This window comes from Anaerobacillus alkaliphilus (genome assembly GCF_004116265.1).
GTDB lineage: Bacteria > Bacillota > Bacilli > Bacillales > Anaerobacillaceae > Anaerobacillus > Anaerobacillus alkaliphilus.
On the sequence record NZ_QOUX01000046.1, the window covers coordinates 653,870 to 667,740 of the forward strand.

A 13,871-nucleotide genomic window follows, 5' to 3' on the forward strand; every position below is an offset into this window, starting at 1 on the left:
CCATTAGTAATTACCCTCCTCTTTAAAGGACTTTGTTTTTCTGAATTGGAAGAAGGCAAAGGTTGCAACCATTAATCCTAAGAGAATGGAAATTGCTGCTGCCATATTAAAATTGCTCGTTTCAAATGTTAATTTGTATACCCATGAAATTAAGATATCAGTTCCACCGGCATTTTGTCCCCTGACTGCAGGACCACCTTGATTAAATAGGTAGATTATGGTGAAGTTATTAAAATTCCCTGCATATTGCATGATCAATAATGGTGCAGTTGCAAACATTAAATGCGGGAACGTAATATTACTAAACTTTTGCCAACGGTTGGCCCCATCAATGTCGGCTGCTTCGTACCAGTCAGAAGAAATACTTTGTAAAACCCCTGTAAATAGTGCAAATACGAACGGAAAACCTAACCAAGTCTGAATAGAAATTAAAGCTACTTTAGTCCAGAACGGATCTGTCAGCCAAGGTATACCATCACCACCAAACAACGGGATAATAATATCTCGATTTATTGCACCAAAATTATCATTAAATATTGCTGAGAAAATAATAATCGTTACGAAAGCAGGAACTGCCCATGGTAAAATTAACACTGTTCGAATAAGGCGTTTGAACCTTACCCTTGGGTCATTAACAATAATAGCTAAGAACATAGCTAAACCAATTTGTAATGATGTAGCTACCGCTGTCCAGATTACTGTCCAAGAAAGAACGGTGAAAAATGTTTTTCGCCAAATTGGCATTGTAATAAGTGCCTTAAAGTTATCAAAACCTACCCAACTAAGTAAATGCCTTGGTGGTGAATTGTATAAGCTATAGTTTGTAAAGGCAATGAAAACCATATATAGTAACGGAAATATTACAACAAAAACTAATAAGAATAGACCTGGTCCAACAAGAAGATATGGAAAGCCTTTATCCCATGCATCACGGAATGCATCCTTCATTGAAGGAATTGTCCACCCTTCTTGTATTCTCTTTGCGTCCTTACGTGCATCGATGATGTTAGCAACATAGAACGTTAAAGCGAAGGCTGTCAAAATAAGTGAAATGATACCTTGACTTAATAAAACCCTTGAGTCATCAATACGAGGTACAGTTCCTAGCGTAAATAAACCCCAATAACCGATGTTTAAAAAGTCATAAAAGGCAATTATGAAAGCAGCAAAGAGAATAAAAAGGATCGAACCTTTAATGTATCTTCGGTTATAATATTGACCTAATCCAGGTACAAATGATAACAGGGTAGCTAGAGTCGGGTTATGACTATTAACTTTTTTCTTACTTTCTAAACTTTGCTGTTCGTTTTTAGACGACATATCAGCATCCTCCTGCTTGAATAAGTGGGGCGAAAAAGGAATTCCTTTCCCGCCCATGATTTAATTTAGTTGCCAGCAGTTAGTGCAATTTGTTCTGCAATTTGATCTACTGCTTCTTGTAATACTTCAGCTACATCTTCACCATTAGAGATGAATTGTAACGCGTCTCCCATTGGAGTCCAAACTTGAGACATTTCAGGTACGTTTGGCATTGGCTCAGCAAATTCAGCTTGAGCAAGGATACCATTTCTTAACTCATCTTCAATTGTTACGTCAGTACGAGCAGGAATTTCTCCAGCAACGTTGAAGTAATGTTCGCCGTTAGTAGCATTTGTAATGAATAGAGCTAAATCAGTAGCCCAATATTTGTTTTCGCTATATTCAGATACGAACCAGCCTTTAACTCCAGAGAAAGAGTTTAAGTTTTTACCGTCAATTGTAGGTAAAGTCGTAACTTTTAATTTATCTCCTAAATCAGCAACGTAATCAGGGATACTCCAAGGACCAGTTACAACAGCTCCAACTTTTCCTTGTCTAAATAAACCATTCATAACGTCTCCAGTAATACCACGAGGAATTAATCCTTCTTCAAACCAAGATTGAATTAATTGTCCACCTTGTACTGCGCCTTCGTTACCTAAACCGATATCTTCGATGTTGTATCCACCTTCAGCATCGCGACCAAATACATAGCCACCAGGACCTGCTAAGAATGGGTATGTGAAATAGAAGTTAGTTGCTTCCATTAAGAAACCATACTCATCATTTGCAGCATTAGTTAATCCTTTTGCAATTTCCACTAACTCATCCATAGTTTGAGGAGCTTCTGGGATTAAATCTGTGTTATAGAATAAACCATAAGTCTCGATTACAGCAGGAATACCATATTGGAAACCTTCATAGCTAAGTGCTTGAATAGCTCCTTCTGGGTAACCAGCAAGCATTTCTTCAGTTACTTCTAACTCAGCAGCTAAACCTTGTAAGTGGATTGAACCTACACGGTCATGCGGATGGAAGAATAAATCTGGCCCAAGACCAGCAGGTCCATCTAATGATAAAGCATCAAGTTGATCAAGCATTGAGAAAGGAACGATATTTACAGTAATTCCTCTTTCAGCTTCGTATTTCGCAGTGATTTCTTCGTAAGCTTGTAACTGGCTTTCTTCATCGTTAACCCACATAGTTAAGCTTTCTGGTTTTGCTGGAAGATCAGCATCAGTAGCATCATCTGTAGTAGCGTCACCTGTTTCAGCTGGTGCTGGAGTTGGCTGAGCTTCTTCACGTTGTGGTCCACAAGCAGCTAACATTAGTGAGAACACTAACATTAGTACAAGTGTAAGTAATGTTGATTTTTTAAACATTTCTTATTTCCCCCTTTAATTTTTGTAAGGTTTTTAAGTATGTGAAATGAACCGCTTACTAAATATGTCATTATTAAACGAGTCAATCCCACTGCGTTAGCCTAGGTTTAATTTATCATCATTTCTTAAAACCTATACCATAGACTTACGTGAATTTCTCGTTACCTGAATTTCTCAAATAATCATTTTGATTAACGACAATTATGTAAAGCGTTCATTAAACATCAGACAAACGGTTGCGCAAATCTTCAAAAGAAAAGCAAGCTACTCAAAAATCTATGAAATCGCTTGCATGATCTTTCTTTAACTTTATTATACTATGCCCAAATCAGATTACAAGTATTTTTTAAGGAACTTTGTTAAAAATTCTTGTCAATCTAGGTGTCTCTCATTTTTAAGTAGTGCAATCGTCCTCATAAGATCATTTGCAGTCAATTGCAAACGTTGAACTAACTCGTCCATTTCAATCATATTTTGATCCTGCACCGAAATATCCTGCAAGATAATTTCTGTTTGGTTTGATAAAGTCGAAGTTGTTTCCGCTAACTCTAATATTGAATGAGCAACTTCATTAATACCACCAGAGATCCCCTCAATTGCACTAGTAATCTCTGTATTTTGAGTGTTTAAATTCCTAGTATTTTTAGAGATATCATAAAAAGTTATGGTGATATCGTTAGCTACTTTTTCCGCATTATTAAACAGGTCATGAAAGACCTGAAATTTCTGAACTACATTAGAAGTATCTTCCCGGATTAATCCTATCACTTCTTTTGTTTTTTCTGAAAATTGATTTGTCTGGGTCGATAGCTTTCGAATTTCACTAGCAACAACTGCAAAACCTTTTCCTTTGTCTCCTGCTCGAGCTGCTTCTATTGAAGCATTTAACGCAAGTAAATTTGTCTGACTTGTGATTTCGTCGATCCCTAGTAGGAACTTAGAAATATGTTCGAGCCTTTCAACAACACTGCTTATTACAGGAACTAATGAGTTCATTTCTTCAGAGACTTCATTTATGGACTTATTTAAATTTGTTACACTCTTAACCCCATCATTTGCCTCTTTGTTCGTTTGTTCCATATTTCTTTGGATAATATCTGAAGCCACTGCTATCTCATCGGAACTAGCCGAAACTTCTTCAGTTACTGATGAAATTGAATTTGTATGATCAACTTGCCCTGACACTTGTTGATGGATCTCACTAATTAGGTTTTTAATATTAGTTGATGCTGCTACATTGCTATTTGAATAAACTATAAGATTTTTTGTGGAATTGTAGACTAAATCTGCAGCAGCTACATTTTTCTCAATCGTATTATTAATAGTCTTTCCTAAGTCTTCTAGAGAAGCATCAATAAAAGCAAATTCGTCTTTTCGTTTAGTTAAACTTCTATAAGAATAATTTCCTTGCTTGTATGCTTGGATACGTTGAACTATTAACTTAACGCCACTATTTATATTTCTTCCAAAGATAATGACAATAAAAACTGAAAAAATAATAGAAACAACGATACTTGTTAGTAGTGTTTGGTTACTTTGCTGTAAGGATTGTAAAAGGCTTTCTTCAGAAGCTTTTTTCATACCCATGAAGTGGTTAATGACACGATCATTTACGTTAGCTGTTGTATTTTCATTTCTCGAAACGATAGGAGTAATTCGATTTTTTATTCTTTCGATTTCTTCACCTACAAACATTTTTGAGAAATGATTTTCAGCTATGTCATTATAAGAAATTAGAACTTCTTCCAAACGAAGAAGATGATTACTTAGTTCGTCAACACTTTGGAAATAGGGAACTATTTTAATAAATTGCTCATTTGCTTCTTTTAAGCGATCATTTAGCTTATTTACATTAGCCTTAGAGTAGCCGCTAGTAATTAATTCATAGTTATTAATCGCAATTGCACTCATTAAATGTATGTAATGATTATAATCTTCTTGGACAACGTCTATCTCCTTAAAATCATTAAACTGACCTATAACCTTATTGTTATTGTAATAGATGAACACCCCTGAACTCACAATGACAAAGATTAATAGAAAATTTAATAAAAACAACTTGTGGATGACCTTTACTGTGCGCTTTCCTTTTTGCTTCATAGACATTCCTCCGAATATTAAATTGCGCAAACGGTTGCAGTTATACACCTCTATTTTACCGTAAATTAAAAGCGCTTCCAATAGTTTTCTTGCAAGAAAACGCAAAGATAGGACTAAAGATTTAGTATTATCTACCCTCACGCTTTACTAATCTACGATATTCCATTGCTGTAATTCCTTCCACTTTTTTAAAAAGTCTAGAAAAGTAGGTGCTATCGGATATCCCTACTTGCTTAGCAATCGCTTCTAGTTTTTCATTTGTTGTTGAAAGTAGTTGTTTTGCTACGGAAAGCCGATAGAAGTTTAAGTATTGCATTGGAGTAACTCCAATTGTTTTTTGCATGCATCGAGTAATATAGTCTGGATGAAACAATAGCTCTTTTGAGATAGTCTCCATTTTAATCTTGTCGTTTTTATAATGAGTTTGGATAAACGTTATTGTTTGTTTTGTCACTTGTTCAGCGCTCGATGGAATCCTAATGGAATCAGATTGCAATTGTAAAATAAGCTCCTGAAACACAATTTGTTCCTTCAACCGTTTTTCAGGAGTATTGGCTTCGTTTAAAGAATACAGACGTTCAATTTCATGGAAGATAAACTCCTTACTTCCTATCTTTCCATATCGTGGTAAATGAAATGTATGCTTTGCAGGTTCCGTATACGTCCTATCCTGCTTTACAATCAACCCCCAGTTAATATCAGAAAGGTTTTTCAATTCATATGGAACCTCTAGTTGAAAATGGATCCAATAGTAAGAGGTATCTGTTTGGCAAGGCTGATAGCTAGCATGTTCAAATCCCGGAACGAGAATTAAATACTCTCCTTCCTTCACATCGTATTTTTCGTCATTTTCAATCATGTAAATACAACCCTTTTTTACAATTAAGATATCGAACACTGAAAAAACCCTCTTCATGTGTTTCTTACCTTTTTTAAAATAATCCTCACCACCAGTTATATAGGTAGGAAAAGGTGGTACTTGAAATGTTAGCGTATTCATAAATTCTCTCCTTTATTATAGGTCGTAAAAGTCCAATAATAATCGATATTATATCTTTAAATCAGGTAAAAAAACCTTTACAATAAGAATACTTCAAAATTCGATTTTGTCCAATTTTAAAGGTAAATTTCGGTAAATAAAGTGAGGAATACTATGACTGTTAAATCAAAAAAAGCTGCTAAGTTAACTTTATTTGCGCTAACATGGCCTATTTTTATTGAAATCTTTTTACACATGCTAATGGGTAATGCAGATACTCTGATGCTTAGTCAGTATGATGACAATGCCGTTGCTTCTGTTGGAGTATCCAATCAGCTAATTAATGTCATAATTGTTATGTTTGGTTTTATTGCGACTGGAACTAGTATCTTAATTGCTCAATACATCGGTGCAAAACAAGAACAAGATGCAAATAAGATAGCTGTCGTTTCTATCATAGCAAATCTAATTTTTGGTGTACTATTAAGTTTTATCCTGTTTATTTTTGCTCCTTCTATTCTAAAAGCAATGAATATACCAGCCGAATTAATGGATAATTCGTTAATATACTTGCGTATTGTCGGTGGGTTTGCTTTTATCCAAGCGTTAATTATGACTGTCGCTGCAATTATTCGTAGTCATGGGTTCACGAAAGATGCCATGTATGTAACAATCGGTATGAATTTTATTAACGTAATTGGTAACTACTTATTTATCTTTGGTCCTTTTGGACTTCCAGTCTTGGGGGTTACAGGGGTAGCGATATCGACGACTATTAGCCGTTGTATTGGTCTAATAGCGATGTTCGCAGTCTTGCGTTACCGGATCAAAGGACAGTTGCCATACTCATTTCTTTTTAAAGCCTTTCCTAAAGTTGAACTTAAGAAACTATTAAAAATTGGCATTCCGTCAGCTGGCGAGCATTTATCGTATAACACATCACAAATAGCTATTACTTATTTTATTGCTTCAATGGGAACAATCGCTTTGACAACTAAGGTTTATACACAAAATATTATGATGTTTATTTTGTTATTTTCAATTGCTATTGGTCAAGGTACTCAAATCTTAATTGGCCACTATGTAGGAGCTGAAAAGTTAGAGGAAGCTTACCACCGTTGCTTAAAAAGTTTAAAAATAGCAATTTTTGTTTCCTTAGGAATGGGCGTTCTTTTTAGTATATTTAGTAGACCCTTTTTAGGTATATTTACTGATAATCCTGATATTATTAGTTTAGGTTTCACACTAATTTTACTAACAATTATACTTGAACCTGGAAGAGCTTTTAACCTAGTAGTAATTAATTGTCTTAGGGCTGCTGGTGACGTGAAGTACCCTGTCTATGTAGGCATTTTGTCCATGTGGGGTGTGGCAGTTACTTTATCTTATATTCTAGGCGTAGTTTTTGGATTAGGGCTAATAGGGGTTTGGATCGCATTTATCGTTGACGAATGGCTAAGAGGGTTGTTGATGTTAAGAAGATGGAAATCAAGAAAATGGGTAGAGATGTCATTTGTCTCAACTAAATCTGAGGCTTCCTAAAAGTTATCAATGATATACCAAAAGGCACTCTCAAAAATGAGGGTGCTTTTTACTAAATACTATTCATGAAACACGTTAAAGTTTTCCCATAACCCTTCTAAATCTTGAAGTCGTTTTTCCACTTTTACTTGCTCAGCTCTTGTAACTGCCGTAATTAAAGCGTTAACAATACTAAATGGAGCAGATAGCGAGTCAATAAAAGAATTTATTGTAGTAGATGCAACTAAGGCTCGGTCAGCATATGGGACTAGTGGAGAAAGTAAATGGTCAGTAATCACAACCGTTTTGGCGTTTCTTTGTTTTACAAACTTTAAGACATCAACCGTCCTTTTTGTATATCTTGAAAATCCAAAACCAATCACTAGATCCTCACTTTTAATGTCTAACAAGTGTTCAGAAACACCATCGGCTTGACGAATTAATTCTGTATTTTGTAGAACAAGATCTAAGTAAAATTCTAAAAATAACCCTAAACTAGCAGCACTCCGATACGCAATAATGTAAATACGTTTGGCATTTCGAATATCCTCTACAGCCTTTTCAAACACTTCTATATCAATTTGTTTTAATGTCACTTTTAGATTTTGTATATCATCATTCAAGATTTCTCTAACAACATTTTCATTTTTTTCTTCTATATCTGTAGTGCTCGCAAACACATCCGCAGCAGTCCACTTTCGTTGAATAGCTTCTTGTAAATGACGTTGAAAGTCAGGATACCCTTCATAGTTTAAAAATACAGCAAACCTTATAACCGTTGCTTCACCAACCCCAACAAGTTTAGCAAGCTTTGATGCAGTTAAAAATGCCACTTTATCTGAATGTTCAATTAGGTAGTTAGCAATTTTTTTATGTGATTTACTCATTTGTTCTCGATTGTCAATAATTCTCCGATAGACATCACTTGTATACATCACCAATCACTGCCCCGCTTTTTATATAGTTCTCCGACCAAACCTCACCTTATTGGCAAAATATTCTTTAAATCATCTTACACTATTAAACAAGCAAAATCTATTTATGAAAGAATTATTTCATCAATTACATTATAAGAATGATTAATTTCACGAAAGATCTAGTAAAACGAAGAATTCCCTTCATTTATTTTTATATTTAAAAGAATAACTCCATTTTTGACCTTTTTTGGTCATTTTTGCTATAATTAATTATAGATTAGTAGAAAAGGAGCTGATGATATGGCAATGCCTAAATATGTTACTAATATTGACAAGATTGAAGGTATTCCAGCTGCAGAAAGAGAAACACTAAAAAAAATTACCGATAAATATGTTTTTCGTGTCAATGACTATTATTTAAGTTTAATTGATTGGAATGATCCGAACGATCCCATCCGCAAGCTAGTTATACCAAACGAAGGAGAGCTTGCAGAATATGGACGCTGGGATGCTTCCGATGAAGCAACGAATTATGTTGTACCTGGTTGCCAGCACAAATATGGAACAACTGCTTTACTGATTGTTTCTGAAGTATGTGGTGCATATTGTCGGTACTGCTTTAGGAAACGATTGTTCCGTAACGATATCAAAGAAGCAATGAGCGATGTTAATCCAGGTATTGAATATATCGCCAAGACTCCAGAGATAAATAATGTATTGCTTACCGGTGGTGACTCTTTAATCCTAGCTACAAAAAAACTAGAACAAATTATTGAACGGCTCCGTGCGATTGATCACGTGAAGATTATTCGCCTTGGCTCAAAAATGCCTGTGTTTAATCCAATGCGCATTTATGAGGACAAATCCCTTCTAGAATTAATTAAAAAATACTCCACGCCAGAAAAACGTATTTATGTCATGGCTCACATTAACCACCCTAGAGAAATTACACCAGAAGCTATAAAAGGGTTTCAAGCCCTCCATGATGCTGGGGCAATTGTTGTCAATCAAACTCCTGTACTTAAAGGCATTAACGATGACCCCGTTATATTATCAGAACTCTTGGATCGTTTAAGTTGGGCAGGTGTCACACCTTATTACTTCTTTATTAATAGACCGGTAGCGGGTAACAACGATTTTGTTCTTACTCTTGAAGAAGCCTATCATATTGTTGAACAAGCAAAAGCACAGACCTCTGGCTTAGGTAAACGAGTTCGTTTATCAATGAGTCATACTTCTGGTAAAATTGAAATATTGGCTATTGAAGATGGCAAAGCCTACTTAAAGTATCATCAATCTCGTGATAAAGAATATGGAAAGTTCATGGTGCTAGATTGTCCTAAAGATGCTGCATGGTTTGATGATCTACCTGGTAGCGAGAAACATTGGAAGCAACCTGAAAAGAAAACTGATAAAGTTGTCTCTGCAAACGACTATATACAAGATAAAGAGAAAGAACTTATAGAGCAATAACAGAGAAAGCGGAACACTCAGTTGCTAATTGCATTTGAGTGTTCCGCTTTTTAAAACCTTATGTTTAGTACATATTTTTGCTGTTATTATTGTTCCAATTAATTTGTATTTCTTCTAAATCATCGTCAAAGTCAGTCATTCTTGTATTTTCAGGCACTAAATCTCCCATATGCTGTGGCATCATACCTGGTTGTTGCTCTCCCATATGCTGTGGCATCATCCCTGGTTGTTGCATTCCCATGTGCTGTGGCATCATACCTGGTTGTTGCATTCCCATATGCTGTGGCATCATACCTGGTTGTTGCTCTCCCATATGCTGTGGCATCATCCATGGTTGTTGCATTCCCATGTGCTGTGGCATCATACCTGGTTGTTGCATTCCCATATGCTGTGGCATCATACCTGGTTGTTGCATTCCCATATGCTGTGGCATCATACCTGGTTGTTGCATTCCCATATGCTGTGGCATCATACCTGGTTGTTGCATTCCCATGTGCTGTGGCATCATACCTGGTTGTTGCATTCCCATATGCTGTGGCATCATACCTGGTTGTTGCATTCCCATGTGCTGTGGCATCATCCCTGGTTGTTGCATTCCCATATGTTGTGGCATCATCCCTGGTTGTGGCATTCCCATATGTTGTGGCATCATATCTTGTTGTTGCATCCCCATATGTTGTGGCATCATATCTTGTTGTTGCATCCCCATATATTGTGACATCATGCCTGGTGTTGGTTTACTGCTGTTACATCCGCAAGACATTCTTTTACCCCTTCCCGTTTTGAACTAGGTACTAGTTGACACTATCAATCTTATGAATTAGTTGAATGTCTTGTGCTAAAACTTAGCTAATTCGTTGAATTTAGGCTTATTACCCATACTTCCTAAATAACCTCCTCAACATAAGCTAGCACAATTAAGACATTGCTTCTTCAATCGTGAAGATATCAAATGTTATGCAATAAGCAAAGATCTTATGAACGAAAGCAGTTCATTTTATTTTGTTTCTCTCTTATTTATACTTATGGGTAGCACTTTTTTAGGACCTAACATATATTGCAGTATGTTGATATGAAAAGAGTGGTTGTTATGGGTGCAATAATACCTCATGAGTTTATTACGCGAAACGGAAATAGAGTAATTCTTCGTACAGGTAGCCCAAGGGACGCAGGTGCCATTGTAAAATTAAGTTATGATGTAATAAAAGAAAATGATACGTTAATCACTACCGTTGAAGAATTTACAGTTACCGAAGAACAGCAAAGAGAATTTATATTTTTTTATAATGAGGACCCTTCTAACTTAATAATTGTTGCTGAGCACAATCAGAACATAATTGGCTTGCTAACATTTCAACGAGGGATGTTTCAAAAATATGCTCATCATGGAACAGTAGGAATGATTGTCAATAAAAATTGGCGTGGAAACGGGATTGGTAAAGCACTTCTTACAACTCTAATTCATTGGGCCGAATTTCATCCTCTGTTAGAGAAGCTTTGCCTAGAAGTATTAGCTTCTAACAATCATGCCATTGCATTATACAAATCAGTTGGTTTTATTGAAGAAGGACGGCAAAGAAACCAAGTGAAAACCTTCGATGGAAGTTATGATGACATCGTCCTCATGGGTAAACTATTGGATAGGTCTATGTACTTTTAATTTTAACTATGTAAAAATCCCTTGACCATTTTTTGAACAAGGGATTTTACTGTTACTATTTTATTCTTTAACCACTACCGCTGTTCCATAGGCAACAATCTCAGCAGCTCCATTCATTACACTTGATGTTTGCAAGCGCATAGCGACAATTGCATTTGCTCCCATTCCTTCAGCATCTTTTACCATTCTACTTATGGCAACCTTTCTTGCTTTATCCATCATATCAGAGTATTCTTTGATTTCTCCACCAACAATATTTTTTAAGCCGGCTAACAGGTCACTACCAATATGCTTTGCTTGGATAGTACTACCTTTTACAAACCCCTTATAAGCAATAACCTCTTTTCCTGGAATACTCTCAGTAGTTGCGATAATCATCATCATCTTCCTCTCTTTTTTCTTTTATTCTTTCCACGACTATTAATACAATTACTAGGATGAAACATAAAACATTAAAAGCTATTAAGTATAATGCAGTGACTACGTCGATAAAGAAATATACGATAGCAGCTAGTTGGAACAAAACAGATAAAACTAACAAGATTGATTTTAAAATTTTCATTATGAATTCCAACTCCATAATTTTACTCATAGTAGTATTTCCATTTAGATACTTGAAACCCTTCTATTTTTTTTGTTTTTTCTTTGACTGTTAACACCTTCCATTCATGGTTATGATGATAATGTATTAATATATATGTTTTTTATGTTAAAATACGATAGTCTTACTATACTGGAATTGAGGGATTTATCTTTGAAAATACTATTAACTACCTTAAATGCAAAATATATCCACACTGCCCTTTCACTTCGACTGCTTAAAGCCTATACAGAAGCAGATTATGATGTTGAAATAAAAGAATATACGATCAAAGATCCAACATTAAATATTGTTACAGACCTATATAGCAGAAACGTAGATGTTATTGGGTTTAGTTGTTACATTTGGAACATTGAAGAAACGATTGAAGTAGTAAAGATGTTAAAAAAGGTAAAGCCAGAGATAAAAATTATCTTTGGTGGTCCTGAGGTATCGTTTGATGTTTCCGATTGGTTACAACGTGTACCCGAAGTTGATTTTATTGTGTTTAAAGAAGGTGAAGAAACTTTTAAACATTTACTAGATGAAATGACTGGTTCAGGTAAATACCATCTTGTCTTTGGTGCCGGGTACCGAAAGGGTGACGAAATTATCGTTAATCCTCAAAGACCCAATATAAAATTAAATACGATCCCAACACCATATAGGTTTCAAGAAGACAAAGAAGATTTAAGTAAACGAATTGTCTACTTTGAAACAAGTCGTGGTTGTCCCTTTAGTTGTTCATTCTGCTTATCTTCTGTAGAAGTGGGAGTTCGTTATTACGATATTGAAAGAGTCAAAGCTGATTTACTTTATCTCATTGAAAGCGGAGCAAAATTAATTAAATTTATTGACCGGACTTTTAATATTAGAAGAAATTACGCTCTCGAAATTTTTCAATTCTTAATTGATAATCATCAAGGCTGTGTCTTTCAGTTTGAGATAACCGCTGATATTATGAGACCTGAAGTGCTTGATTTCTTAAATACTCATGCACCTCCTGGTATTTTCCGTTTCGAGATTGGTGTCCAATCAACAAATGACGCTACTAACATCCTAGTAGAACGGAAACAAAATTTTGAAAAGCTTTCAAGAACTGTTCGAATGGTAAAAGAAGGTGGAAAAATTGACCAACATTTAGACCTAATTGCTGGTCTTCCTGAAGAAGATTATAACTCTTTTAAGAAAACGTTTAACGATGTATTTGAAATGAGGCCAGAAGAACTGCAGTTAGGGTTCTTAAAAATGCTTCGTGGAACAGGGTTACGAAACCAAGCTGAAAAATATGGGTATGTTTACATGGACCACTCACCATATGAAATCTTGAAAAATGATATCTTATCCTTTTCTGAAATTATTAGAATTAAACGCGTGGAGGATATACTAGAAAAATATTGGAATGCTCATCGAATGGACAATACAATTGAGTATTTGATTGAAAACGAATTTGAAACTGCATTCGACTTTTTCCAAGAATTCGGCGATTTTTGGGACGAGCAAGGCTGGGGCAAAATTGGTCACCAATTGGAAGATTTATATATCCGGCTATTGGCCTTTCTACAAACTAGAACAGTTGTTAACCTTGAAGTTGTTAAAGGATTGATGATTTACGACTTCTTCTTACATCATAAGCATAAACCGCGTAAAACGTGGTGGGACTTCACATTAACGAAAGAACAGCAAACAAAGTTGTTTGAATATGCTATTGAAAATCAACAAGTAATGCCTGAAGAATTCCTAGCATTGCAATTCTCTATTAAAGATCTTTTTAAGCATACAATGATTGAGGTTATCCCATTTGACCTAGACCGTTATTTAGCAACAAATGAAGTAATAAATGAACCTTCTCTATTAATTTCTTACTTTGATCCGAAAGAGCATATAAGTCGTCCGTTTGTTTTAAGAAATATTAATCGCGTTTTAGTTGTTTAGAACAGGTCATTATAGACCTGTTCTT

General features: G+C 35.3%; 12 protein-coding genes. 4 read left to right on the top strand and 8 right to left on the bottom strand.

Annotated elements, in window-relative coordinates; all coding sequences use genetic code 11:
• Positions 1–3: 3 nt before the first annotated feature.
• The 4 genes from DS745_RS18440 to DS745_RS18455 all read right to left on the bottom strand — a co-directional run bounded on the left by DS745_RS18440 (position 4) and on the right by DS745_RS18455 (position 5,781).
• Positions 4–1,320 (bottom strand): sugar ABC transporter permease, encoded by a 1,317-nt coding sequence (locus DS745_RS18440; RefSeq protein WP_129079684.1) that lies wholly within the window; start codon positions 1,318–1,320, stop codon positions 4–6.
• Positions 1,321–1,385: 65 nt separating this feature from the next.
• Complete coding sequence (locus DS745_RS18445; protein ID WP_129079685.1) at positions 1,386–2,681, bottom strand: extracellular solute-binding protein; 1,296 nt, start codon at positions 2,679–2,681, stop codon at positions 1,386–1,388.
• A gap of 372 nt (positions 2,682–3,053) precedes the next feature.
• A complete protein-coding gene (locus tag DS745_RS18450; RefSeq protein WP_161568309.1) occupies positions 3,054–4,781 on the bottom strand; it encodes a methyl-accepting chemotaxis protein in 1,728 nt (575 codons plus the stop codon).
• 127 nt (positions 4,782–4,908) lie between these two features.
• Entirely contained in the window at positions 4,909–5,781 is an 873-nt protein-coding gene (locus DS745_RS18455) for an AraC family transcriptional regulator (protein WP_129079687.1), read from the bottom strand.
• A gap of 153 nt (positions 5,782–5,934) precedes the next feature.
• On the opposite strand from DS745_RS18455, the gene DS745_RS18460 reads away from it, so the two are divergent.
• Positions 5,935–7,302 (top strand): MATE family efflux transporter, encoded by a 1,368-nt coding sequence (locus tag DS745_RS18460; RefSeq protein WP_129079688.1) that lies wholly within the window; start codon positions 5,935–5,937, stop codon positions 7,300–7,302.
• Positions 7,303–7,361: 59 nt separating this feature from the next.
• Here the strand turns inward: DS745_RS18460 and DS745_RS18465 are convergent, their stop codons facing one another.
• On the bottom strand, positions 7,362–8,216 hold the full coding sequence (locus DS745_RS18465; RefSeq protein ID WP_129080095.1) for a MurR/RpiR family transcriptional regulator: 855 nt from the start codon (positions 8,214–8,216) through the stop codon (positions 7,362–7,364).
• A 282-nt stretch (positions 8,217–8,498) separates the two neighbouring features.
• Here DS745_RS18465 and DS745_RS18470 point away from each other — a divergent pair, with 282 nt between their 5' ends.
• A complete protein-coding gene (locus tag DS745_RS18470; RefSeq protein ID WP_129079689.1) occupies positions 8,499–9,671 on the top strand; it encodes a KamA family radical SAM protein in 1,173 nt (390 codons plus the stop codon).
• Positions 9,672–9,735: 64 nt separating this feature from the next.
• Here the strand turns inward: DS745_RS18470 and DS745_RS18475 are convergent, their stop codons facing one another.
• A complete protein-coding gene (locus DS745_RS18475) occupies positions 9,736–10,434 on the bottom strand; it encodes a mediator complex subunit 15 domain-containing protein (protein WP_129079690.1) in 699 nt (232 codons plus the stop codon).
• Between the two features lie 327 nt (positions 10,435–10,761).
• Between DS745_RS18475 and DS745_RS18480 the strand changes: the two genes are divergently transcribed.
• The gene (locus tag DS745_RS18480) at positions 10,762–11,331 is read left to right on the top strand and encodes a GNAT family N-acetyltransferase (protein ID WP_161568310.1); all 570 of its coding nucleotides are present in this window, start codon (positions 10,762–10,764) and stop codon (positions 11,329–11,331) included.
• A 60-nt stretch (positions 11,332–11,391) separates the two neighbouring features.
• Here DS745_RS18480 and DS745_RS18485 read toward each other — a convergent pair whose 3' ends face one another.
• Positions 11,392–11,709: a YbjQ family protein gene (locus DS745_RS18485; RefSeq protein ID WP_129080096.1), complete on the bottom strand. Its 318-nt coding sequence runs from the start codon at positions 11,707–11,709 to the stop codon at positions 11,392–11,394.
• Positions 11,690–11,893, bottom strand: coding sequence for a hypothetical protein (locus tag DS745_RS18490; protein WP_129079692.1), 204 nt, complete (start codon positions 11,891–11,893; stop codon positions 11,690–11,692). The genes DS745_RS18485 and DS745_RS18490 overlap by 20 nt, the downstream gene beginning before the upstream one ends.
• Positions 11,894–12,085: 192 nt before the next feature.
• Here DS745_RS18490 and DS745_RS18495 point away from each other — a divergent pair, with 192 nt between their 5' ends.
• A complete protein-coding gene (locus DS745_RS18495; protein WP_129079693.1) occupies positions 12,086–13,846 on the top strand; it encodes a B12-binding domain-containing radical SAM protein in 1,761 nt (586 codons plus the stop codon).
• Positions 13,847–13,871: the final 25 nt, after the last annotated feature.